The sequence below is a fragment of the Methylomonas sp. genome (genome assembly GCF_023228165.1).
Lineage (GTDB): Bacteria > Pseudomonadota > Gammaproteobacteria > Methylococcales > Methylomonadaceae > Methylomonas.
Genome location: NZ_JALOBS010000029.1, coordinates 1 through 24868, shown reverse-complemented (window position 1 = coordinate 24868; position 24868 = coordinate 1). Strand labels below are relative to the sequence as shown.

Genomic DNA, 24868 nt, shown 5'->3' with positions numbered 1-24868 from the left:
CAAGAGTGCGAATAGAGCCGCCGAAATTCGATGTGCAAAAGTGATATTTTGGCAATATCGCAAAGCCCGACCTAACCGTCCTTTCGTCAGGCTCGGAGGGAACGCTGTTTAAGTACCGGGTTAGCCTAAAAACTCAGTCATGCGTTTTGTAGACACGGCCTGATCTTAGCAAACACGCTTGCTATATAACACCCGCCGCCTGCAAATCTGCATGATAGGAGGAACGCACCAATGGGGCGCTGGCAACTTGTTGAAAACCCAGTTCACGAGCAATCTCCGCATAGCGTTTGAATTGATCCGGGTGGACATATTCCTTTACCGCCAGATGCTCTTTACTGGGTTGCAAATATTGGCCCAGAGTCAACATGCTGCAACCATGCGCCAGCAAGTCTTTCAACACTTGCACGACTTCCTGTTCCGTTTCGCCAATACCCAGCATCAAACCCGATTTGGTGGGCAGGTTAGGCAACAACTGTTTATGGCGCTGCAATAATTGCAGCGAAGTTTGATAATCCGCACCGGGCCGGGCTTCCAGATATAGCCGCGGCACGGTTTCCAGATTGTGATTAAACACATCGCACGGCTGCTGTTGCAAAATCCGCAATGCCGTTTCCATACGCCCGCGAAAATCCGGAGTCAACACTTCTATGGTCGTGTTGGGGGACTTTTGCCGGATCGCGGCGATACAAGCCGCAAAGTGCCCCGCCCCGCCGTCGCGTAAATCGTCGCGGTCGACCGATGTCACTACCACGTATTTCAACGCCATCGCCGCAATGGTATTGGCCAGATTATCGGGCTCATCAGCATCCAGCGCTTGCGGTTTGCCGTGCGCAACGTCGCAGAATGGGCAGCGACGAGTACATAAGTCGCCCATGATCATGAACGTGGCGGTGCCGTGACTGAAACATTCACCCAGATTCGGACAAGCCGCTTCCTCGCAGACGGTGTGCAAGCGGTTCTCCCGCAGCGATTGTTTGATTTGATTGACTTTTTCGCCGGCCGGCAATTTTATCCGAATCCAGTCCGGCTTGCGCAACAGGGTGTCCGGTTTTTCGACCTTGACCGGTATCCGCGACAGTTTGTCGGCGTTGCGTTGATGGGTTTCGGGCGTCGTGCGCGACGGCGCATTAATGTCTTTAAGGTTATTCAGCGTCATGATTCGATGGCCTTGATAAGGTGATGAACAACCGGCACCGCCAGTTCGTGAGTGTGTATTTGTACGCCAAAATCGGCCAGCTGGGTTACCTTCAAACCGGCATAACCACAGGGATTGATATAGCTAAACGGCGTCAAATCCAGGGCGTTATTCAAACTTAAACCGTGGTAACTGCAACCCCGCTTAATCCTTAGCCCCAACGCGCCGATTTTTTTACCTTCCACATACACCCCGGGCGCGTCCGCTCGGGCCTCCGCCCGCACGCCGTATTGTGCCAGCGCGACAAGCATGGCGTTTTCCAACAAAGTCACGGCCTGTCGGGGCCCGAAGGCCAACCGGCGTAAATCAACCAGAAAATAGACCACTAACTGGCCGGGCCCGTGATAAGTCACCTGCCCGCCTCTATCGGTTTGAATTAGCGGAATATCGCTTGCTTGCAACACATGCTCCGGCTTGCCGTTCAAACCCAGCGTAAAAACCGGCGGATGCTCGGTAATCCAGATTTCGTCCGGGGTTATCTCTGTCCGATCGGCTGTGAATTGCTGCATATTTCGCCAAACGGTTTGATAATCCCGCAAGCCCAACTGCCTGAGGACGGTTTGCTGCTTCACCGGTTTTTTACAGCGCCACCAACACGGCGGGGTGGTCGGTCAGGCCCTGATAAATGGCATCCAGCTGTTCGCGGCTGGTCGCTTCTATCATCACCGTCACCGACGTGTAAGTACCGGCTTTGCTGGGCCGAGAACTAACGGCGCCTTCGTGAATATCGCTGACATGCCGGCGCACGATTTCCACCACAATCGTATCGAAATCGGCACTGGTTTTGCCCATCGCCTTAATGGCGAACTGGCAAGGAAATTCTAAGAGGCTTTCTGTTTCGCTCATACTAACGATTGCTTATAAGCTTGTAACAATTGGTCCATTTTTTGGAATACCGGTCCTGGTTTACCTGGACCGACGACTTGACCGTCCAGTTCAATCACCGGCACGATTTCGCGGGTGGAACTGGTTACCCAGATTTCACTGGCATTTTGTAAGGCCTCTACGGCAATCACGTCTTCCTTACAAGCCATCCTGTTGGCTTTGGCCAGTTCCAATATCACATCGCGGGTAATGCCGGGCAGGATTTCGTTACTATTAGGAGGGGTAATCAGTTCACCATCAAGCACCGCAAACAGATTACTGGCGGCGCCTTCGGTGACATAACCGTTTCTCACCAGTATCGCTTCCGCGCAATCCTGATCCAATGCTTCTTGACGCAACAACAAGTGCGCCAACAGTGCGGTTGCCTTGACATGACACTTCTGCCAGCGGGTATCGTCCAGTGTTACGGCTTTGACGCCCGTGACCCGACCTGGAAACGGTTTGATTTCCGAACACATGGCAAACACGGTCGGCACCAATTGTTCCGGAAAACCATGATCGCGTTTAGGTGCATAGCCTCGGGTAATTTGCAGATAAATGTATTCATCCTTGCCGCTGTCCAGCATGGGTTGAAAAATTGCCTGCCATTCGGCCGCGCTTTTGTTCAGGTCCAGGCGAATTTCCCGCAAACTATTATTCAAGCGCAGGATATGATCTTCAAACCGGAACAAGCGCCCGGCATAGGCGGGGATTACTTCATAGACCCCATCGCCGAATAAAAAGCCGCGATCCAAAACCGAGATTTTAGCGTCCGCCAACGGTAAATATTCACCGTTTAAATAAACCGTGTCAGACATTAGCGCTCCAGCAAGACTAGCACGGCGTCGTATAAACGGCGAAAAAACCCACCCTCGGCAATGCTGTCCATGGCCACTAGCGGCTTGCTGAGAATAGTCTCGCCAGCCAAGGTCACGTTCAAACTACCCACGGTATCACCCTTATTAATTGGAGCAATGATGGCTTTATCCACCTGAGACTCGGCTTTTAATTCATTGAAATGCTTACGCGGCGCGGTGACATAGATATCCTCCGCAACACCTACCGACAATTTGGACGTTTCGCCTTTTCTGACCCGGGCTTCAGTCAAAGCCGCACCTGCTTCATATAGTCTGTGCGTTTCGAAGAAGCGGAAACCGTAATTCAACAAGGACTGACTTTCATTGGCCCGCGCGTTGGGGCTGGAAGTGCCCATCACCACCGAAATCAAACGCATGTCTTCGCGCTTTGCGGAGGCCACCATGCAATAACCGGCATCATCGGTAAAACCGGTTTTAACGCCATCAACAGTCTCATCCCGCCACAACAATTGATTACGGTTTCTCTGGGTGATGTTGTTATAGGTAAACTCTTTTTGCGAAAACCAGCGGTAATAATCCGGAAACTCTCTGATCAAAGCTTGCGTCAACAGCGCCAAATCATGGGCACTGGTGTAGTGATTGGGAGTAGGCAAACCGGTGCTGTTTTCGAAATTACTATTCACCATACCCAGACGGGAAGCCTGCTCGTTCATCATGGTGGCAAAGGTTTGTTCGCTACCGGCTACGTGTTCGGCCAAGGCCACGCTGGCATCGTTGCCCGACTGAATAATATCGCCTTTCAATAAGTCTTCTACCGCAACCTGTTTATTCACCTCGATAAACATTTTGGATCCGCCTGTTTCCCAAGCGTTTTGACTGACGGTAACTTTTTCGTCCAAAGCCAAATGTCCGGATTTCAGTTCACGAAACACGACATACACCGTCATGATTTTGGTCAAACTGGCAGGTGCTACTCGCTTATCCGGCTCTTTTTCGGCCAGAACGCGGCCGCTGTCAAAATCCATCAAATAAAAGCTGGTGCCGGCAACACTGGGTGCGGCTGGGGTAAAAATCGGGCCGGCCGCATGCAATGTCTGCACAGCCAGCAACAAAAACAGCCCAACAAAAAGGCTACCTGTTGAACGGAAAGATAACATCATGATTGCAATTCGTAAGTCGTTCTGGGAGTGGCTATTGTAACACCGTCCTGAGCTGCTTAGAAAAACCGCTGGAAAACGCTGCCTAGCCGTCGCCTAAAATACGGGATTTCTGATGATGTTCTGGCGCCTATACTCAGGCCGATAGATAAGCCTTGACGCTTTGTTTGACGTAATCCCGAATCGACACGCCGTGTTTCAAATAATCCTTAAATAGCCGGTGAACATCGAAAGGGTTTAAATGCACATACGCGCCATATCCGGTTCGGGCAATAAATTCGCCGCTTAAGGCATCTAAAAATGCCGCATGAGCTACTTTGGCTTGTTCTTGATACAGGGTTTTCATGACTTTGCTCCATTATCGGGTTCCACACTTACAATGCAACCAACGGGCTCATAAAACAAACAACCAATAAGAACAAATAGTTACCTTATAAAATATCTGCCGCGCGACGAAATCATGACAACCTTGACGTCACTTCCCGCCAATTAATGCTTCAAAGGCTTGAAAAACGTTTGGGCACCCCGCAAATGGGGCAAGCCCAATCTTCAGGAAGATCTTACCAATGCGTACCCGGCGCAATACCACTATCGGTGTCTCCCTTGGCTTCATCGTAAATATGTGCGCTTTCCACGCAATGGTATATTTTGTATTCACTCATCTTAGCCAGCCTTTCAGAACGGATAAAAAAACAGATCAAAAACACGTGCAGTTTTGGCGGCACCCTAAACGCACACCTCATAAATGCAAGAGTCACCCGGCGGGCTTGGCAAAACCGCCACATATATTAAACCCACTTCACCGCAAACAGCCGCGCAAGCTAAAACATATTGGTCGAAGCAGGGTGGCGCGCAGCCTTCGACGGGCTTTAGCCGTAACGCGCAAAAGCGAGCCATACTTAATGGCGAGCCGATAAAATATCTGGGAATATCCAACGGCACGGCGGATAACTTACTTGAGCTTACTCAGACCGATCGCTAAAAAATCCAGCAACGCCCTGGTTTTGCCGGGCATCAAGCCTCTACCGGGAAAGACGGCCCAGGCAGTGACGGTGGGAAACTGCCATTCCGGCAACACCCGCGTCAACTGGCCCGTTTTGACATACGCGTTGGCGTACACCGTAGGCGAGGCGACGATACCTAAATGCCGCAGGGCCAATTTGACCAATAATTCCGGCGAATTGGCAGTCACTTTGGCCGGCACGATGGCCGCCCAGCTGCTATCACCACGCGTTAATTGCAATGGCTGCAATTCGCGCTGCCTGGCCAATAACTGCAACATGCCGTGCCGGCACAAATCGTCCGGTTGTTCCGGTACACCATACGAATCCAGGTATTCGTTGGACGCGTAAAGCCCCCAGGCATTTTGAAAAACCGGTTTTGCGGCCAAACTGGTATCGTCAGGCAAATCGCCCATACGGATTACCAGATCGTACTGTTCGCTCAATAGATCCACGCGCCGAGCCGATAAATCGATCTCCAAGGAAATCGCCGGATGACCTGAAATAAACTCGGCCAATAAGGGCAATAACACCAAATTGGCAAAGTCGTTCGGCATTGATACCCGCAATATCCCGCTGGGCTGCAATTGCCGATGCTGGGCCAGTGCGACCGCCGCATCGATGTCCTCACCTATCTGCCGGCCGTGCCGCAGCAACTTCAAACCGAACTCGGTGAGATTCAACTGCCGCGTCGTGCGCTGGAACACTCGTTCGCCCAATTGTTTTTCCAATTGGCTGATACGGCGCGATAGTGTGGATTTGGGCAAGCCAATCGACACACTGGCTTTAGAGAAGCTACCAATATCGGCAATTTTGGCAAACAACCACAGATCGTTCGGTTCTATATGCATCAATTGTTCCTCCAACGGAACACTGTTATCCATTTCAGGGGCTACCGTTCTATTTTGTAGCGGAATATAGTGTAACCACATTCCAATCAACACGGGGAGATCACCATGAAAACGTCTCAACCTTATGCCGACATTGTGCTCAATTCGCGCACTATCGAACAACAGATAACCGGTCAAGTCACTTCCGATGGCGCCGGCGTGAAATTGACCCGGCTATTCGGTCGGTCGCTACAGCAACGACTGGACCCATTTTTAATGCTGGATGCGTTCGGCAGCGATTCGCCCCAGGATTACATCGCCGGGTTCCCCAGCCACCCACACCGCGGCTTTGAAACCTTGACCTATTTAATCGCCGGACGAATGCGGCATAGCGACAACGCCGGCCATCAAGGCTTGCTGGAAGCAGGCGGAATCCAATGGATGACGGCGGGCAGAGGTATTATTCATTCCGAAATGCCGGAACAACAAGACGGGCTGTTGGAAGGCTTTCAACTGTGGATCAACTTGCCCGCGGAAGCCAAAATGCAGCCTGCCGGTTATCGCGATGTAAAACAAGCACAATTACCCGAGCTGATTATAGCTGACGGGGTCGCCGTGCGGGTCATCGCGGGCACAAGTCATGGACTGAACGGCGCAATACAACGCCCTGTTACGGAGCCTACGATTTTGGATATTCGTTTGCCGGCCGGTAGCCACTATAGCCAGAGCTTGCCCGCTGTCAATAATGCCTTTTTCGTGGTCTATCGCGGTGAAGTATCGGTAGGCGACCGATCGGCGCCCAAGGGTCGGCTGGCTGTACTGAAGAACGACCAGACTGCGGATGGCATTCAAATGCAAGCGCAACAAGACAGCCGCGTCCTGTTGGTGTCCGGCAAACCGTTAAGACAAGCAATTGTTCAGCACGGCCCCTTCGTCATGAATACCCCTGCACAAATCCAGCAGGCAATTGACGACTATCAAGCAGGAAGGCTCACCGCAGCCGACTGACGGCCCGGCCAATTGCCATATTTTAGGGAGCACACAGGAGCGAATTACTCATGAACAAGTTATTTCAACCTTTACCAGTCGGCAGCCCCACATTACCCAATCACGTATTGATGCCTCCGTCGTTAACCCGCTGCCGGGCGGATTGCGACCAGATCCCGATATGCTGACGCCATTTCGATGTGCCGGCCATACCCACTCCTGATGAAAAGATCACGGGATGCGGTAATTTAAGTTGAAAGAACACTTACATTGCTTCGGCCAATAAAAAACCCGTCAAGCCTTGCAACTTACGGGTTTTTGGACTGGGTTGCATCCGCTTGAATGCATAAATGGTGCTCAGACCTCAATCGAATCAAGTCTGCAAGCCATTTAATTCAAGGAGCTTAAGCGGCTTTAACAAAAGTTACTGGAATTGTTACTGCATTTTTAATTTGCTGGCTTCCTGTGAGTACGAAAATCGGAATCACAGAGCTTGGCAAGTTGATCCACTCACTCCATTTTTATCCAAGTCGTGCCTTGAGGCACTTGGGATAAAAAGAGGACTTTTTAAAGAGAACCAGAGAACTGAGGGAACTATCAATAATAATGAGGGTTGTAGAAGTTCTCTACGATTTTGGATGAGGGAACTGAGAGAAAAATCGCTTTTTAACTTTCACCATCATCAACTATCTTGGCTATCGCCATTGATTTTTAGTGGTTATCTTTAGTGCTCGGCAGAATTCGCAGTAGTCTTACTCGCCGCTCTCGTCAGATACTTCAATAACCGATATACCGAACTCTTCCTGCACGATTTTAATGATCTCCGAACCAATATCTGCTTCATTTAGCAAAGGAAATTCCTTGCAAAGTTTGTTTGAAATTTTGCCATGGGAATTACGAATCGAACGAATGATGCGATCAATATCGGTGTCTGGGCCATCCAGGACCTCTTTAATGCGGGCTCGCGTGACACGAATGCTACGCAAATAGCCTGCTTCTTTGCGCATTTCCTGGTTGATAGTCTGATCGATGATTTGGGCAAGATATTCGCAGTGTGCGGTCAAATCAGGATAGCGCCAAACTGAGCAAGCATCGGCGTAGCTTTTAAAGTGAAAATTGTAATCAACGCCATCGGCCCCTATGCTCTGTGATCCAAAATGGTATTGATCGTGATAATGCCGCATAAATGGTTTTGAAAGCACTTCCAATATTTGATCGTACCCATATCGGTTTTGGGGTGAGCTGATAATGGTTGCTGAGACAGGTAAAATAAAAGGAGCGGGTACAGCCTGATCACGGCGCAGGCTATCGTTGATTAAAAACCGGGAAATACGGCCATTGCCATCCGCCATAGGGTGAATATAAACAAAACCAAATGACAATACAGCAGCTCTGACAAGTGGGGATTTATCGACTGTTCGACCTGCGAAATCCGAAAGACCCGATAACATGGATTCGGTGTCATCCCAGTGCGGCGCTATGTAATGAACTATCGTTAAGGCCTGAAAATCATTTTCCCCCACAAATACCGGTGATTGCCTTAGACCATACCGTGTCGCCCTTGAGCCCAGAATTTCGGCCTGTAATTCCGATAAGGACAATACACCCAGTGGATTTTCAATCTGTCCGCAGTGTTTTTCCATGGCAGCGGCAAAGCGCTTTATCCGATCAGTCTGTTTGTCTTCGTGCTCTATGGTAAAACTTGCCTGACTCTCCTTGACCGTGAGCCACACAGCGCTGCGCATGAGTAAATCTTGACCATACTCAGCTTCGAGCTTGCTCAGGCTTTGTTGGCAATCATAGGATTCTGCGGCTTTTACCTTATCTGTTCGATAAATCACCGGGCAATAGTTGCGGTTACCCGGCAAATTATTACGAACCCGCCAGCGCTGATTGTTGTCAGGGTTACTTGCCGTAAAATAATGATTGGCATCAATGGCGTCGACATAATTGCCAACGCTCACACCCTTGAAATTTAATTGCCGACCGGTCAGCCATTCATAAAAAAAACCCGTTCGCCGCGCATATTGGCCACTGGGTTCAGCATTAACCCATTCTTCAATTTCGGCAACCGGAACAACTTCAAACAGTCGCGCTAAAAACTCGAGATGAATGCCTTCACGCTTGAGCGCAAAAGTCATATGATCCACGAAGGTGTCTTCCGGCTTGAAGGCTGGCGGATAGAATTCATGGATAAACCCATCGACTCGCTCGGTTAAGCGTGATTTTACGATTTGGCTATCTATTCGAAACGGTTGAACAGGGTTGATGTTGTACCTTTCAGCCAGCCATCGATAGCCCACCCACTGACCTAAAGACATATAAAACCGCTCCTATTATTCATTTTTTGTTTATCATAATGATTTTTTATATAAAATCATAAGTAATTTATGAATATTATATAGAGGCTGGCATTCGTTGTTGGGTTGGCTCGTTAGATTTAGAACTTTTGATGACCACGTCGATCAACGCCAGTTGACAGCTCACAACAGCCTGTATTGCCACTCTTGGGCAGACCTGTGCGTCGTAACTATCGGACTTTTAGTGCAGTGAGATTACTGGTATTACCGGTGTTACCGTCCTATCTGGCGTAGGCTGCAGAGGACATTTCGATGGATTACCCAGTATTACCGGTATTACTCACAGACGATGTCTATAAATAAAATAAGCCTCCAGATCATCGAGGTCTGTCTCTTATCGAAATCGATTTAATCGCTTTTGGCGTCACCCCAGTTTTTAATACCCCGATTTTCAATGGCGGTTGGTACGAAAGTCATTCATATCTTTAATTCTGAATTGTCCAATAAAATCCAACGCCGTCCAGCCTGTATTCACCACTTAAACAATTGAAATAAAATGAAAAAACCATTTGACAGTCGCTCAATTTCAACCCCAAAATAGCCCCGCACGTAGAACTTTTCGGGACGAAATTTTCATAGACTGCACTTCGGCAGTATAAAAAGCGAAGACGTACCAGCTATAGAGTCCCTAGTGGGATGGCAGAGGAACGCCGCTGGATGTACTGTGTCCGTTGGGCCTTAGGGCAATGCGTCCACGCTTAAATTTATTTTTGGTGCAGATGGAGTTTTGAAAACGCTCTATCTGGGTCGGCAGGGAAAATGCGCCTCGATGAAAGGCACAGTCGCTGTCGATAGCGAAGTATTTTATAAGTTCATCAACGATCGTCTGCCGATCGCTGAGTAATCCAAAGCGCCTCAATGGCGCAAACCAATAGACCGCGCGAGTAGAGTTTCGAAAGGTGGTGTTGCCGTTGCGCGTAAGCAGCCGCGCAGAAAGTTTGCCTGGAACCCCGGTTCCGCAAAATGGATAACTGAAGTGGTGTTTAACCGGTTCAGTGGTGGCAATCTTATAGCTAGGGTTTTATATCAATCGTTCCCATCTGGATCGGCGACAGGCGACTGCCTGCCCACCCGAGCAAGGCGATTGAACATCTCTTAAGAATCCCGTCGTCCCGTTTTCAGATCGGCCTGTGCCACCGGCAGTCGCGTTTGCCGGCGAAACAACTGATTGCGTCACGCGGATTGGATTCGGATTCCCTTCAAAGTCATACCCGGACGTTTCAATAACGTCTTCCGGTAAAAGCCTAAGCCCGCTGTTTCGCCGTTTCTAAAAAACAGAAACAGAAAGGGATTTAAGCATTTCTACTAAGTAAATCAACCGGATACCTGCGTAACAATCACGGGTTTTGCCGGGTCAGTCTGTCTCGAACGTGTAAGGGGCCGAGTTTAGCGTCGCAAGTGGACGCTGAATGCGTCTGGCCAGCACCCCGAGTTCGTTACCGACCGACAAAAATTACTCGCCCGCGCAGCGAGTCATAAGCCGCGCACCTCACACTGGGTATACACCTCCGCCGGGTAGGCAACCCGTGCGTCAACACTCATCGTCATGAGTTTGGCCTTGTATACCCAAGTGGGGTTGGAGCCGGGGTTCCCCGCTCATGACGAAAGAAAAACTGTTTTACCAAGGCCACCCCGGCTCCCTTGTTCAAAGCCGACTGCTGATGTGCATGGCATTGCCAATGTGTTCAGTTCCAGTCCGCTTTGGACAAGGGAGTCTGTTGCCCACTTTTTTCTGGAGGTTAACCATGCCAATCGATCGACCTGACGAATACCAAGTAAATCAGACTGGCACAGGCGCGCGTGTCAGTCCTCCTGATGACCCAGCGCCAAAACCATTGATGGCGAGTCGAAAGCGAGGCCGCAATCTCGGTCTTGGCAGTCGCAATCTGACCCGAGCAGGAAAAACCTGCGCCCATCAATCCGGCAAAGCGTTTGCCACGCGCGGCACACTCGCCGAGCGCTGGTCGGTATTTGCCAAATGGCTGGAACAAACCCAAGGCATCAAACGCATGGAAGACATTAACCGCGAGCTGGTGATTGCTTATGGCCAGGCGTTGAAAGCTAGGGTGGAACGCAACGAATTGAAAGCCTCGACTGCGCAACTGTATGTCTCGGCGGTCAACAGCATCATGAACTCCGCCACACAAGGCGAATGGCAAACGGTCAGTCCGACCCGAGATTGCGGCATACCTAAACGGTGTTACATCCCGGAATCCAGCAAAGCCATGCCACAGTCGCAGCACGACCAGTTGCAAACCAGTGTCGACGACAAACGCATTGCCGTCTTGCTCAATCTGCAACGGACATTGGGATTGCGTTTCAAGGAATCGGCCTTGCTGGATGCGCAAAAAGCGCTTCGTCAGGCGCAACGGGAAGGCCGCATCACGGTCTTCAGCGGCACCAAGGGCGGCAAACGGCGACACGTGCCGGTATCCGCAGAAGCCATGGAAGCGTTGAAAACAGCCGCCACCCTGCAGGACGGACCATCGATGGTTCCCGCCAATCTGCGCTATGTCGACTTTCGCGACCATTGCTACAGCCAAGCGCAACAACAGCCATTCCAGTTTCATGGCCAGCGCCATCATTACGCTCAGCAACGTTATGAAACTTTGACTGGCGTTCCAGCACCGATTAACACATCTATCGCCGTATCGGACTGGCATAGCTACATGGCCACCCGGCTCAACATTGATCTGACAGCCGCTGAAGCGTTGGACCAACGCGCCCGCAGCATCCTTTCTCAGGAACTGGGCCACGAGCGTCTGGAGGTGGTGCGTGTCTATATTGGTTAAACAGATCCAGGCTCTGGCCCACCACTATGTCCGCCAGGGTTCCAAAGCTCATCGCCGCTTGCAGGTCGGGCGCATGATCAAGTTCGTGGAATTTATCGAACAGACCGAACACCCCCATAACCTGCACGAAATCGGCAAACGCCACGTCATTGCCTTCTGGAGAGCGCACCGCGACCTGGCACCGAAAACCGCCCATGCCTATTGGCTGGCGTTATGCGTGATCTGGGATTGGACCGATAAACCCGGCCAGCCGCCGAAACCGTTATGTATTGCCAAATCCGAACTTAAGGAGGATCAGCCATGAGCGAATTACTTCTGGACGGCGAAACCTACGACTATTTGTGGCTGACCGATCGCAGCCATCCCAAAGCCCAACAGATATTGCACCGGTATCATGGCTGCACCGAACGGCCCTGCTGTCAGTGTCTGAGGGATACACGGAATCGGCAATTGGTCATCAAAGCGCGTGGTCAACGTTATTATCTGGCTCGTAAAGCCGACACCAGCCACCACCATGCCGAATGGTGCCTCTTGTACGAACCACCGGAAACGGCAGGCCCATCAGCTAAACAAAAACCCGCCATCCAGTACGAAGGCGATATCGTCAATGTGAAACTGCAGACTCGGCTGATGCGCACCAGTTTCGCGACAATGCAAACTGACGACAAGCCGGTTGCTGAAGACAAACCTAATATCCCTCGAAGCAAGGCGCCCAGCCTTAAACCGGGTCGGGCGTCCACCGGGCTAGTAGGATTTTTCCATGCCCTGATTCAGAAAGCCCAACTAAACGACTGGCAGCCACAGCAAACGGAACGCCCGTTTGCTGCATCTACCCGAGCACTTGAGAAAGCGGCGCAAACCGTCACCCTGGAAAAACAGCAACCCGTCGCGGAACGCTTGGTCATTACCCTCTGGGAACGGAGCCTGGAACATAGCCAAGCCATTAACCTGGCTGCGCTGCAAACCCGCACAGCCAATCCACAACAAGCGGCCATCGTGGTCGGTGAAATCATGGCGTACCGGAACTCCACCAAAATAGAAGGCTCCCTTGGGCTCAAATTGAAACTGTTGAACGTCCCGCTGTGGCTGCCACCGCCCTTGGCCAAAAAGGCAACCAACAGCTTTGGCCAGTTATTCGACGAAATTGGCAAACCCGACCGGCGTATTCTGGCGATTGCGGCAGTATTTCACAACAAAACCAGTTTTGTCGTCAGTGACATTGGACTGATCCGTACCAACCGGCAATTCATTCCGGTCGACTCGTCCTATGAACTGCAGCTAGCCGACAAACTGATCACCGAACGGCGCACATTCAGCAAGCCGTTGAAACTGGATGACGAACTGCGATACCTGCCAGATTTTCTGTTACACGATTGCCAGGTACTCTGGGTATTAGAGGTGTTTGGCATGACCAATGATGACAAATACCAGGCTCATAAACTGGAAAAGCTGCAGTATTATCGGGACCATGGCATTCCATGTTGGCAGTGGGAGCCAGTAGTCGATAAAGTGATACCGGCATTTCCGGTTAAGACATGAACTGTGCCATCGGCAGGTCTCGGCCAAAAGCCGACCACCACGCTTTTTTAAATCAATAGCAAGTGACGTTCTAGTGTTGAGAAAGTCCACGGCACATCTTACAGCCAATTATTTGGGAAGATATTGGGGAGCATCAGGCAGCTGGTGTAACGAAATCGTCCCGCATCCTGAACGCGGCGGAAGAACCGCTATCGACAAGAACATCGAGCACATACAGGATCGCCTCGCGCAAGGCCGGACTGCGCTTGAGTTCCAGTGGCCTTGCGTAGACATGCTGCTGGAGAAGGACTTCGAGCATGAAGACGGTGTTGGACTCGCGCAGCATGTCGGCACGGTTCCCGCGCCTGAGCGCGTTCGAGATGCGCACAAACGCGGCGGGCATGGAACGCTCGCCGATGTGGTAGAGGAAGCGGACATAGCTGTCCAGCACGATCCAGACCGGCGGCAGCGCGTCGAAGAGCGCGTCGACGTTGTGGGCATAGCCTTCCAGACTCCGCCAGTGCCGCACGTTGTCCTTCCACCACGCAGTCAGGAAGATCGTCGACAGCACTTCGCTGCCGTGCGGATGTTCCCTGTCCAGATGCGCGAGCCAACTGGCGCTCTTAACCTGCTCGGCAAACAGATTCCACAGGAACCAGTAGTGCGGTGTGTTGGGATTGCTGTCCTCGCTTGTTGTGAACCCTTGTATGACGTTGTGGACCTCGCGCGGATGCCGGTCGACGGTGTCGAGGATCGGCTGGAGGACTTTCTTGGCATCGGCGTCTGGCGCCCGCATCGCAAATTGCTGAATGCGGTTGGATATCTCCTGCTCCCTGTGAAAATTCCTATTGAGCCGGTCGGGAGAACGATCATTCATACGGTTCCAGCACTCCACCAAGTCTTCGCTGGCGCGTCGGTGTGCGGCCACGGCCAGAGGCTCGTTGGGGACCTGGCCGAGGATCGCGAGGACCTTCGCGTGCGCCTCGGCTCCGAATATCTCGGTGATGTCGAACCTGACGTGCGCATCTTCGGCGATTTCCCCCTCGGTCCAGAACCGCCCGCGAACGTCTGCGGCCGCAGCGGCGGAGATCGTGACCGGCGTGCGCCGCTTGTCGTAACACTTCGTCTCCTCGGCGTTCCAGTCGCGGTCGGCAATAGCGGCCTCGGTTGCGATTGCATTGACGGCGCGCAGGGCAAGGGCGGGGTTCGCGGCCCAGAACTTGTTGTCAATGCCCCAGGTGGCGTACCAACGGACCTCGTCAATCGGATGGGTTAGCGCGGCAACAAAGGCCTGGCGCACGCACGGCGTCTGGGTCTCCGTCAGGGGCCTGGAGAGCACCAACGGCACAACAAAGGCACACGGGCGGTCCGCTAGCATCGAGAAACGCTGTAAGCGGTCGATTGTTCCCCATTGGTCTGCGTGCAGTGAGACTTCGGAGCAGATGATGTCGACACACCAGTCCTTCTCTTCCGGCGACATCTCGTCCCAGCGATCGCGGACGCAGACGGCAGCGACAAATCCCGGAGCGTTGCGGCTGTTGCCCGGATGTTCCGCGGTGCGGTCCATGCCCTTGGCACTTGCTAACATCTCCCTCCACCGCGCAGGGTCGGCAGAGTCTGCGTCGCGCCGGAAGGTCTTGAGGCCCCACATGAGCACAGCCAGCCGGGCATTCATTTCGCCCAGTGTCTTTTTGCTCTCGTCAACGAGTTGCTGCACTTCGGGAGCCGGAGGCTTGGGTTCGAGCCGAATGTAGTTTTTCTGAGGCTCCTCGCCGTCGTCTGCCGGTGTATCGTCCTCTGCTGGCTGGATTTCGGCCACGTCGTACTGCCGGAAGTCCATCCGGTGCAGTGAAAGCTGCCAAGTGATGTCTTCCTTGTCGCGTTTCTTCGGTTCGGGCAGTGCCGCGATGTAGCGGTCGATGATGGCGTGAACCCGCGGCGCCAGAGGACCGAGTTGCAGGTTTGCGATAGCCGCTTCAAGGTCATGTATGCGGTGCGGCAGTGCGTTCGACTTCTTCCGCTCCTCTTCGTAGATTTTGTTGTCGGCGCGGAAGTCAGGAAACAATCCCGTGAGGCTCGAAGACTGGTGCTCGCCGGCCATACGGCTACGATCAATCTCGACGTAGTCCTGCACCGACAGCAGCACCAGAAGGGCCTCGCCCGACCGGTGAGGATGAGCAGTCGCCACGCTTGCGACGACAGCTGTGAGCGCGGCGGAATCGCTACGTTGGAGGATTTCGAGCAGCACCGCGTCGAGCCCCTCGGGATGGGATTTGGCGTAGTCGAGCAACCACTTCTCGAAGGCCATCAGCAGCGACTGGAGCACATAAGGACCGACAGTCATGCCGCGGTAAAGGCCCCAGAGGCGCGAGTTGACCCATTGCTTCCGCCTTGTGCCGTCCGCAAACATGAGCTCGACTTCCCAGGCGGGTTCGAGGGGGTCATGGAGACGCGGATGCGCATACCACTCGGCACTGTGGTTGAAGACCTGGATCAGGAAGTCGAGACCCTTTCTCGGGTGGTGCGAGAGCAGGTTGATCCACGGCCCTCGGAAGGCACTGGCAGGGAAAAAATTGTGGTGCAGGTGCTCCTTGATACCGAAGTAAAGGTCAACGTCGATGGTCAATCGGCCGTACGGTTCCTCGCGCAGATACTCCTCCGTTGCGAGGAATCTATCCAGTGCGGCGGAGATCAAAAGGTCCGGTAGGTCGCGCGCCGTGGGCGCGCCGTCGAAGCCCGTAAGAAGAATGTCCTGGAAGTCTTCGGCGACGGGATCGTGGTGCCATCCCTCCCTAATCTGTCCGCGCAAAACGGCTTCGAAGCGCGCGGGGGCGGCCTTCGGGATCTTCGCAATCACCTTCAGAATGCGTTTCCGGGCATCGTCTCCCCTGTAGTGATCAAAGTGTGGGAGGAGCCAATGGGCAATGCCGGCAACATGTTCGGCCCCGTCGATGTCCGGTGCCCACCAACTGATGCCGCGCACGGCATCCTCGATCAATGCGAGAAGCAGTGGTGCGTCTTCCGTTCCGAAGCTACCGATGTTGCGGTGAACCAGTCCCACGACGGTTGCCCAGACCGCGCCGTCCGGCACGCTCAGGATGGAGCTGTGGCCGCGCACATCAGCAAGCCACGCGGGCGACGTCACACATGCGACGCGCAGGAGGTGGATGACCCGCTTGAGGATGGCGCGGTCATTGGCGAGCAGCTCAGCCTCGTTCCGCGACAGGAATTCTGGCGCAGACGGTGCCTTGAGCAGCGAGACCAACGTATCGTCGCGGAACTGGGCGGGCACGTCGGGCTGGGCAATGGCCGCGCTGAACAGCCGGTCCGCTGCGGGTGCGTCGCGGTCGACCAGTTCGGCAACCCACTTCCGGTACGAGCGGCGCACCGCAGGATGCGGCCCTATCGCTGACGACAATGCCTTGAACGCCGTCTCATCCGTGAGGTGCTGTTCCTCGATCCATTGCAGGATGGCCCAATCCTCGAGGACGTCGTGCGCCGTCGCCACGAGCAAAGCATTGCTTTCCGGCGAAACAACGAGGGAATCCTGTTTTAGGAGGCCGATGGCTGCGGCATTGAGACCCGTCGCTGGCACGTAATCCGACAGGGCACGCGCCCTGCGCACCGCCAGCTCTTGCAACGCCTCTTCGCGCAGACGCGGCATGCCATTGGCCGGATTCTGGTTTGCGCACACGATTTGCCGCCAGAAGATGGCACGGAAATCGCGCTCGTTCTCTGGAAGCGGACGTCCTGCATCCCACGGAATCTGCAATGCCTTGTCGATGAAGTACGGGTTGCGCAGGATCTCGCGCAGGGCGGGGTTGGCGAGCGGCACTGCCAGCGACGGAAAAGCGGCCTGGACCTCCTGCAATTCGGTGTCGTCAAGCGGCGGAACATCGATGACCGCGTGATCAATCCCCGCCGCCTGGAGAAAGCTGGCCTGCACCTGCTCCACGGAATAATCGCGGCAGGTCATGAGGATGCCGAGGCCGTCGTCGCCCTGGGCGAGCGTCATAAGGTCGCTGAACGCGTCGCGCGTCGGCTTTTCGAGCAGGCGTTCGACGCTCTCAATCACGAGGACCTTGCGACCCTGCGCGCCGAGGATGGCTTGAAGCTCAGTGGCACGCGCCGGAATCTGGCTGTTGTGGAGTGATTCGTCGATGTGAGCGACGGCGAATTCCTCCACTCGGAACCCGAAGGCGAAGAATTCGCGGGAGAGAAAGGCCACAGCTTCCTTCCCAATGACGGATTTGCCGCTGCCGGCTGGCCCCGTTATTAGGACGACTTGCTTCGCCTTGATGGCCGCAAGCACCTTTTGGACGATGCCGGGGCGCCGCAGATGGAAGGCCGGCCCGATCGTGGTGCGGATCTTCAGGAGCACGAAGTCTGTGTGGTTCTTCAGTGCCGTCAGTACGCGCTGCTCGTTCGCGCCCACCTCGCCGTACGCCTGGACGAGAGCGGCTGGAAGGTCGGCGCGTTTCAGGCTCCGCGCGCCCGGTCCGGCCTCGCTCGCGAAAGTCAGAAGATCGTCCCACGCGGCCTTCGCGCTCGCGACAGGATCCGGATCGGTTGATTTGAGGGCGAGCAGCGTCTTGACGTGCGCCTCGGTCTGGCGCGTGGAGGTATGCAGGTCGAGGCTCAGGACGTGCAGCACGCGCAGGAAGGGCCACAGGTCTTTGGCGGTGATGGGCGTCCCTTCCAGGGTGCTGACGATCTCGCAAAGCTCGTCGCACTGATGAACGGACTTCTTCGAGATAAATCCGTTGAGGGACAGCCGTCTTTCGAACTCCTCGCCGTCAGCCGCGCCTCTGGCGCAGTCGAGCAGACCGACGAAATTCTCGAGGAGCACGTTCGTGCCGCGCAACGTCACTAGAACAAAGCGGTCGTGCTGGGGATTGAAAGGGGCGGCCTTCTTGAAATCCTTCCAGAAATCGCCAATGGCCTTCTTGCATTCGTCGTCGGCAGCACTGATGGTGAAGCTGCGCTTCACCTGCCCGACGAGGCGCGCAGTCGCCGCGTCTGCGCGCGCGCAGACGACGAGGACGTCGTCCGTATTGAAGCCGAGATGCTCAGTCTGGAAATGGACTTCGGTGACGCCGGTATCGGTCAAGATCGGCGGGATGCTGCGGACGAGCAACTGGACGAGCCAGTAAGCAGCGACGTGTTGCTCGAAGAACACGCCCTCACCACCGGTGGAAATCGGACTTGAAACTCGTTTCTGGCTTGGGCCATTCATGCAATCTACCAAGTGTTCTAATGTTTCTTTAGTCGGGGAAGTCATTCAAAGACTAGTGTAGAATTGGTCTTTGAGATCTAACCAGACGCGCGTTGCTGCTGCGGGGTTAAAGGTTTGTCTACCGCCCGGAATTAGTAATATTGATACTCATGCCGTCCCCTAATCGATCAAGCGCCTGACTTTAGCGCCGCAATGCTGACACTTGCCCTCCAGCAACAAGTCGTTTTGTACCGTAGTACATCTTAGGTCCACCATGGTGGTGTTATCCCGGCACTGTCCGCACCAAACAGTGCTTAAGAATAGTTGCCGGTCTTGTTCCGGCAACGCGTTCCAGCGTTGTTCGGCTTTTTTGGTAAATTGGTTAGCCATGGTTTTACAAATGAAGTTGTGTCAGTAAATCCTCAGTGGAAATTAGGCTTAACGTTGATTGCTCATCAATTCATTGACCTGAGCAATCAACTGGCGTTGCTTTTCCCGCATTTCAAAACAATGTGCCAGACCGCGCTCGAGCTGCATTTCTCTAGAATCGTCAACAGAACCGAACGTCAAATTTCCACACATCGGGAAAAATGCACGATTAGCGGTAGCGGTCTGACACAACGCAATCCGTTCATCCACTTCATTTTCCACCCATTGCCAAATCTCCTCATCGGATTTGGCAGCCCAGGACAAATCGGCACCGGCATACTGGCGGATGACTTCCCAAACCACAACTGGTATGGCCACCGTGACTTTATCGGGTGAGGCTTCGAAAAATGCCTGCTCCAGTTCCAGATAGACGGCATCTTGTTCAAACGCTTCGTGGTAAAAGTGGAAATTCGGCCCGCAGGCGATGCTGGATTTGGTGGACATGGGATTGATTATCGATGGTAATCTAAAGGTTAGAGACGGTAAGTTACCTCAGCATACCAAACCCTGTGGTCGGTGATGGCCGAAACCAACACCAGCACCAGCACCAGCACGAATTGCGAAGGTCCAAGGTTTCTTCCCTCAAATCACCCTGACGTTGCTCAAGCCGCTGCCGACCTGTTTGACTTCGATTCGGGTGCCGATACGCTCCGTCATTTCCTGCACATGGGAAATTACCCCAACCTTACGACCCATCGCTTGCAGACTGTCCAAGGCATCCATAGCCACTCGCAGCGTGTCGGCATCCAGACTACCAAAGCCTTCATCGATGAACAGCGATTCGACGCGCACCCGATTCGAGGATAGCGAGGCCAGCCCCAAAGCCAGGGCCAACGACAGCAGAAAGGATTCGCCGCCGGACAAGGAATGAACCGAGCGGATTTCGTCGCCCATGTCCTGATCGACGACTTGCAGTGCAAGATTATCGTTAACCCGTTCCAGACGATAACGCCGACTCAGGTCTTTCAAATGCTGATTGGCATAACCCAGCAAAATATCCAGCGTCAGTTGCTGCGCGATATTGCGAAAGCGTTTCCCGTCGGCAGAACCGATCAGGCTGCTGAGCTTGGCCCAGGTGTCGTTGACGGCAGTTTGCGCGGCAATTTGGGTTTGTAAACCTGCGCAAGCTTGGCGGCGCTCATCGTCCAGGCGGCGTTGCAGATGCAAATCGCTCAATTGCTTGATCAACGCCTTAATTTGTTCGGTAAGATCGGTCAGCTGAATTTCCAAGCTTTCGAAACTTTCCAAAGAGCGGCGCAATTGCAACTGGTGTTCGCATTGCGCGCGACGCTCGGCAAATACCGTTTGCGCCTGCATCAATGTCTGATCCAATTGTTGCAATACCTCGCGTTCGCGCTGCAACCAGGCCGCATCCTTTAGCAAGTGTCTGCGCAAATCGTCGAGCCCCAGGGCCGCCCGGTTGGGGTGCGTGGCATTAAAGGTTTGCAGCCAACTCGACACCGCCGCGTCGGCGGCATGCAACGCGGTCTGCCGCGCGGTAAGCGACTGAGTGATTTGGCTAACAGCCTCTCGTGCCGTGGCTAGTTTGGTTACCGCATCCTGCACGGCAGTCACGGCGCTCTGCAGTTTGGTCTTGGCGTTGTTCAAAGTCTTGACCAACGCTTGTTCGACTTCCGTGACCGAACGTCCGTTAAGCAGACCTTGCCGCAGCTGCTGTTTGGCGACTAGCTCTGCATCTATGGCCGCAAATGCAGCATCGGCTTCGGCTTGTCGTTGTTCCGCTTGGGTTACCTGGCCCTGCAACGCCTGCAATTCCGTTTGAAGAATAGACAGTTTTTGGCTCAACTGAGCTTGCTGTTGATGATGACTGTGCCAGGCTTGTGCGTTTTGCAAACAGGTTTGATAAAACCCCTCCGCATCGGTTTGCCAGGCTTGACGCCAGCTCGAGTCGTCAAAGGCACCATCCAGTTCGTCCAATACCTGTTCCAACTTTAAAGACAGTGCTTGGAGATTGTCACGGGCCTTGACTAATGCTTGATCCGCGCTGAGCCGGTCAACCTTGGCTTGCTCCCATTGCTGCTGCAAGGATTGCTGTTGCGATTTGAGTTGCTCCAACTTTGCGTAAGCCTGATCACGAACCTTCATCACCGCGCTCATGGCTTTCAAACTCTCACCAACTCCTTGCAAGACTTGTTCCGTCGCTAGGGTTTCCTGCGCCAACCACACGGCGATGCCTTCGTCGGGCATGTCCGCAATGGATAATGCCGCTGCCAATGCCAACCCGCTTTGCTGTTGAGATTCGACTTGGCGACTCAGCGTTGCCAGCAAATCATGGGTTGCTTGTATCGTTTGGTCGCAGTGCGCGATGTCTAGTTGCCAACGCTGACGATCACTTTCCGCCTGTTGCCGACGCTGGCAACACGCCTCGACTTCGCGTTCCAGCGCCTGTAATTCGTGCCGCAGGGGATGATCGTGTTCGGCAAACGGATGTTGCATGGCCCCGCACACCGGGCATTCCGTGTCGGGTTTGAGTTGAGCGCGCAAAGCCTCCACGCGCTCACTGCAGGCCAGTTTGGCCAATTCGAGCATCTTGGTCGCCTGTTCGTGACTGGCAATCAAACGCGGTAACGCAGTTTCGACGTCCTGTAACGCGGCGCTGGCTTGATGTTGCTGGGCCGATACGGTTTGCAACGTGGTTGTCTTTTGATCGACTTCTGATTTCAACCGCGCCAGTTCCCGCCACACGGTATCAGCCTGACGCAATTGAGATAAGCGGAGTTGTTGCCGTTCCGATGTTTGGGTTAGTGCATCCGCATCAAACCCCTTAGCCTCGGCGTCTGCCGTTTGCCATTGCAGTTCGGCGGCTGAGAGTTGCGGCAACAACACGTCGAGTGCGTGCCGGGCTGTTTGCGCGGCCGCGTCGGCCTGAGCCAAAGCGCTTTCAGATTGCGTCAACACAGAGCGCGCAGTATGCATTTCGCCGTTCAGTATTTTGCCTTGGCGGAATAGCGTGTCCCAACGCGGCCATTGCTCGCTCAAGATCAGCCAATGTTGATATTGGTTCAGCCAAGTCTGGCACAGCACCAATTCACCGGTCAGTTGTTGTTCGTTCTGCTGCGTGTGGTGGTATTTCCGGCGCAAATCAGCCATCTGCTGAACGGCCGTCAATTTATCCTGTTGTTGCTTCAGATGTTGCGGTTGCAGGGTCTGGATTTGCGCATCCAGACTGCGCGCCTGAACAATGTCCTGCTCCGCTGCGCTTTTTTGCTGTTCGGCCTGCTGTACGTGGGTTTCGGCGTTCGCCTGATTGAGTAGCGCCTGTTCATGCAACGCTGTGACAGACGTTACCATCTGTTCAGCCTTAGCCAACTGCGTTTGCATTTCGGCACATTCGCTCTGCAAGCGATCCAAATCAACCAGAAATGGCCGTGCGGCTTGCAAGGACTCGATCAGCGCCAGGTGCTGACGTTGCGGCTGCGCATGTTCATGGCTCTGCTGAGCTTGTTGCCATTGGCTTTGGGCTTGTTGTTCCGCCGTTTGCAAGGCCCGGTAGCGCCGATGCCAGTCCAGATGACCGTCCAATTCGGATTTTTGGTTCTGCGCGGTATCTACCGCAGTCTGCGCCACTTGAATTTGCCCCAGCAACGCCTCGCGTTGGTCCTCGGCCAGAGGCTGTTGGCTAACCAGTTGTTGCTGCAACGCCTCCAATTTTTGCCGCTCCTGTTTGGCGCGTTCAAAGGCCCGGATGGAGATGCGGCTGTACTCATGGGTGCCGGTCAAGGTTTCCAACAAGCTGGCGCGTTCGTCGTCGGGGGCTTTGAGAAACACGCTGAACTCATTCTGTGCCAACAACACCGCGCGGGTGAACTGCTCGAAACTCAAGCCAAGCCGTTCGACAATTGCTTCCTGCACTTCGGTCTTCTTGCCGCCAATCGGCTGTTGATCCGGCAAACGAAATAATTCCATATCGGTCGCCTGTAGCTTGCCGTCCGTCCGCAAGCGTGCCCGCCGCACGCTCCAGCGGCTACGATAATGCTGTCGGTCGTTGCCGATAAACTCAACTTCCGCATAGCCTTCGGCGCAGCCCCGGCGTAACAGGTTGCGAGAATCATTGGGCGGCAGGGTTTCATCGCCGACATCGCGTAATTGCACGCCTCGGCTGCCGGCCTGGTGCAAGCGCGGGGTTTTATCAAACAACGCCAGGCACAGCGCATCCAGCAGGGTGGATTTGCCGGCACCGGTCGGGCCGCTGATCGCGAACAATCCGGCCGATGCCAGCGGCGGTTGCAGAAAATCGATGGCAAACTCGCCAGCCAGTGAAGCCAGATTTTTACCGCGAATCGCCAAAATCTTCATGCTTCGTCCCCCGTTTCCAGCAATAAGGTCTGAAAGGCCTGTAACAATTCTTCAGGCAAGGCGGAACCATATTGATTTTGATAGTGGCGTTGCAGCAAATCCTCCGGCTGCAATCGACTCAGATCACCCTGCAACGATCCGGCACCCTCATCCGCCGCACGCTGAACCCGTGCGTAACTGACATCAATCGCCGCCAGGCGCAGGGCTTTGCCGGCCAATGCTGCTTCAATCGCCACCCGTGCACCGGGTTCCGGCGCATCAAACAACACCCGAACTTCCAGATAAGGCCAACGCTCTTCCGGCAACTCAGGCTCGGCCGCTGTCCATTGCTCTAATTGCGCCAGTACTTCCGGCAACGGTGTCGGCCGCGTGGGTATTCGCAACAAGTCTACAGCTCTCGGCACGCGCAAACTATCAATGTATTTGACTGCTTCGCCCTCAAGCTCCAACACCACCACTTGATGCGGATACTCGATTTCGGAAAACGACAGTGGCAGCGGACTACCGCTGTAGCGCACCCAATCGCGACCACCGACACTTTGCGGCAAATGCAAATGACCGAGTGCGGCATAGGCGATATGCTTGTCGAACATCGCCACCGACAAGGCTTCCAAGCCACCGACGACAATCCGCCGTTCCGAGTCGGCCGACACCGCGCTGCCATCGAGGTGACAATGGCCCATGGCCAAAATCGCTTCGCCAGCTTGCCGTTTCAGCAGAACCTGCTGCAAGGCATCGCGATACAAGGCATCCACGCCTGCCAGATAAGTGTCGCCGTCAGTTTCGATGCGCGGCACATCGCCGGGGCGTAAAAATGGTACCGCCAAACACCAGGCACGGCGCAGGCCCTCGCGATCATGCAAGGGTACGATCAACGACTCGAGATCGATTTCGCCTGCTCCATTACGCCCCGTTTGGCCCACCACCGTGGTATCGAATAAATCCAATAACGGCGAAGGCGCTTCCAAGCGACCGGGCGAATCATGATTGCCGGCAATCACCACCACCCGTAAGTGAGGCGCAGCTTCTCGTGCCGCCTGCAAAAACCGGTACAACTGCTTTTGTGCTGCCGCCGATGGATTAGCGTTGTCGAAAATGTCGCCGGTGACCAGCAGCGCATCGACGTCTTGCTCGCGCAGTTGCACGAGTAGCCAATCGAGGAAGCATTGATGCTCATAATGACGGTCAAAGCCTTTCAGGCTGTGGCCAAGGTGCCAATCAGAGGTGTGAATGATTTTCATGAAATATTTTTATTTACCTGAAGTTTCCCAGAAAATAATCAAGCCACCATGCGCAGCAACACCGAGACCAGTGAATTTTTGGTGGGATTGCCGGGTTTTGGGCAAACCCTATCGAAATCCTCATCGAGCGCGGCTTCGGCGATG

The 24868-nt window shown here is 54.0% G+C and carries 17 protein-coding genes and 1 pseudogene; 4 read left to right on the top strand and 14 right to left on the bottom strand.

Translation table 11 applies throughout. From position 1 onward, the window contains the following. Positions 1-181 precede the first annotated feature (181 nt). The 8 genes and pseudogenes from lipA to M0R33_RS18640 all read right to left on the bottom strand — a co-directional run bounded on the left by lipA (position 182) and on the right by M0R33_RS18640 (position 5919). Positions 182-1156 (bottom strand): lipoyl synthase, encoded by a 975-nt coding sequence (lipA, locus tag M0R33_RS18675; RefSeq protein ID WP_292572854.1) that lies wholly within the window; start codon positions 1154-1156, stop codon positions 182-184. Next, positions 1153-1767 carry a lipoyl(octanoyl) transferase LipB gene (lipB, locus tag M0R33_RS18670; RefSeq protein WP_292572851.1) on the bottom strand — a complete coding sequence of 205 codons (615 nt, stop codon included), beginning with the start codon at positions 1765-1767 and terminating at the stop codon, positions 1153-1155. The genes lipA and lipB overlap by 4 nt, the downstream gene beginning before the upstream one ends. A 7-nt stretch (positions 1768-1774) precedes the next feature. Beyond that, on the bottom strand, positions 1775-2041 hold the full coding sequence (locus M0R33_RS18665; RefSeq protein WP_292572847.1) for a DUF493 domain-containing protein: 267 nt from the start codon (positions 2039-2041) through the stop codon (positions 1775-1777). Next, entirely contained in the window at positions 2038-2877 is an 840-nt protein-coding gene (locus M0R33_RS18660) for an aminotransferase class IV (protein WP_292572844.1), read from the bottom strand. Before M0R33_RS18660 ends, M0R33_RS18665 begins: the two co-directional genes overlap by 4 nt. Continuing rightward, the gene (locus M0R33_RS18655) at positions 2877-4037 is read right to left on the bottom strand and encodes a D-alanyl-D-alanine carboxypeptidase family protein (RefSeq protein ID WP_292572842.1); all 1161 of its coding nucleotides are present in this window, start codon (positions 4035-4037) and stop codon (positions 2877-2879) included. The genes M0R33_RS18660 and M0R33_RS18655 overlap by 1 nt, the downstream gene beginning before the upstream one ends. Before the next feature lie 133 nt (positions 4038-4170). After that, the gene (locus M0R33_RS18650; RefSeq protein WP_292572839.1) at positions 4171-4380 is read right to left on the bottom strand and encodes a hypothetical protein; all 210 of its coding nucleotides are present in this window, start codon (positions 4378-4380) and stop codon (positions 4171-4173) included. 217 nt (positions 4381-4597) lie between these two features. Beyond that, positions 4598-4696: pseudogene (locus M0R33_RS18645) on the bottom strand (rubredoxin); the annotation flags it as partial. A 290-nt stretch (positions 4697-4986) separates the two neighbouring features. Next, on the bottom strand, positions 4987-5919 hold the full coding sequence (locus M0R33_RS18640) for a LysR family transcriptional regulator (protein ID WP_292572836.1): 933 nt from the start codon (positions 5917-5919) through the stop codon (positions 4987-4989). A 72-nt stretch (positions 5920-5991) separates the two neighbouring features. Between M0R33_RS18640 and M0R33_RS18635 the strand changes: the two genes are divergently transcribed. Then, on the top strand, positions 5992-6873 hold the full coding sequence (locus tag M0R33_RS18635) for a pirin family protein (RefSeq protein WP_292572833.1): 882 nt from the start codon (positions 5992-5994) through the stop codon (positions 6871-6873). 731 nt (positions 6874-7604) lie between these two features. On the opposite strand, the gene M0R33_RS18630 is transcribed toward M0R33_RS18635, so the two are convergent. Continuing rightward, complete coding sequence (locus tag M0R33_RS18630; RefSeq protein ID WP_292572831.1) at positions 7605-9173, bottom strand: Fic family protein; 1569 nt, start codon at positions 9171-9173, stop codon at positions 7605-7607. A gap of 1784 nt (positions 9174-10957) precedes the next feature. Here M0R33_RS18630 and M0R33_RS18625 point away from each other — a divergent pair. From M0R33_RS18625 to M0R33_RS18615, 3 genes are read left to right on the top strand one after another with little or no spacing between them, the layout of a single operon-like run. Next, the gene (locus M0R33_RS18625) at positions 10958-12004 is read left to right on the top strand and encodes an integrase domain-containing protein (protein WP_292572829.1); all 1047 of its coding nucleotides are present in this window, start codon (positions 10958-10960) and stop codon (positions 12002-12004) included. Then, the gene (locus M0R33_RS18620; RefSeq protein ID WP_292572826.1) at positions 11988-12308 is read left to right on the top strand and encodes a hypothetical protein; all 321 of its coding nucleotides are present in this window, start codon (positions 11988-11990) and stop codon (positions 12306-12308) included. Before M0R33_RS18625 ends, M0R33_RS18620 begins: the two co-directional genes overlap by 17 nt. Continuing rightward, positions 12305-13543, top strand: a complete 1239-nt coding sequence (locus M0R33_RS18615) for a DUF1173 family protein (RefSeq protein WP_292572825.1) — start codon at positions 12305-12307, stop codon at positions 13541-13543. The genes M0R33_RS18620 and M0R33_RS18615 overlap by 4 nt, the downstream gene beginning before the upstream one ends. Before the next feature lie 133 nt (positions 13544-13676). Here M0R33_RS18615 and M0R33_RS18610 read toward each other — a convergent pair whose 3' ends face one another. From M0R33_RS18610 to M0R33_RS18590, 5 genes are all read right to left on the bottom strand, one after another. Further along, a complete protein-coding gene (locus M0R33_RS18610; RefSeq protein WP_292572822.1) occupies positions 13677-18758 on the bottom strand; it encodes a hypothetical protein in 5082 nt (1693 codons plus the stop codon). A gap of 159 nt (positions 18759-18917) precedes the next feature. Beyond that, positions 18918-19127, bottom strand: a complete 210-nt coding sequence (locus tag M0R33_RS18605) for a hypothetical protein (RefSeq protein WP_292572819.1) — start codon at positions 19125-19127, stop codon at positions 18918-18920. A 48-nt stretch (positions 19128-19175) separates the two neighbouring features. Beyond that, a complete protein-coding gene (locus M0R33_RS18600; protein ID WP_292572815.1) occupies positions 19176-19610 on the bottom strand; it encodes a hypothetical protein in 435 nt (144 codons plus the stop codon). 138 nt (positions 19611-19748) lie between these two features. After that, on the bottom strand, positions 19749-23483 hold the full coding sequence (locus tag M0R33_RS18595) for an AAA family ATPase (RefSeq protein WP_292572812.1): 3735 nt from the start codon (positions 23481-23483) through the stop codon (positions 19749-19751). Next, on the bottom strand, positions 23480-24724 hold the full coding sequence (locus tag M0R33_RS18590; RefSeq protein ID WP_292572809.1) for an exonuclease SbcCD subunit D C-terminal domain-containing protein: 1245 nt from the start codon (positions 24722-24724) through the stop codon (positions 23480-23482). Before M0R33_RS18590 ends, M0R33_RS18595 begins: the two co-directional genes overlap by 4 nt. Between the last annotated feature and the right edge of the window lie 144 nt (positions 24725-24868).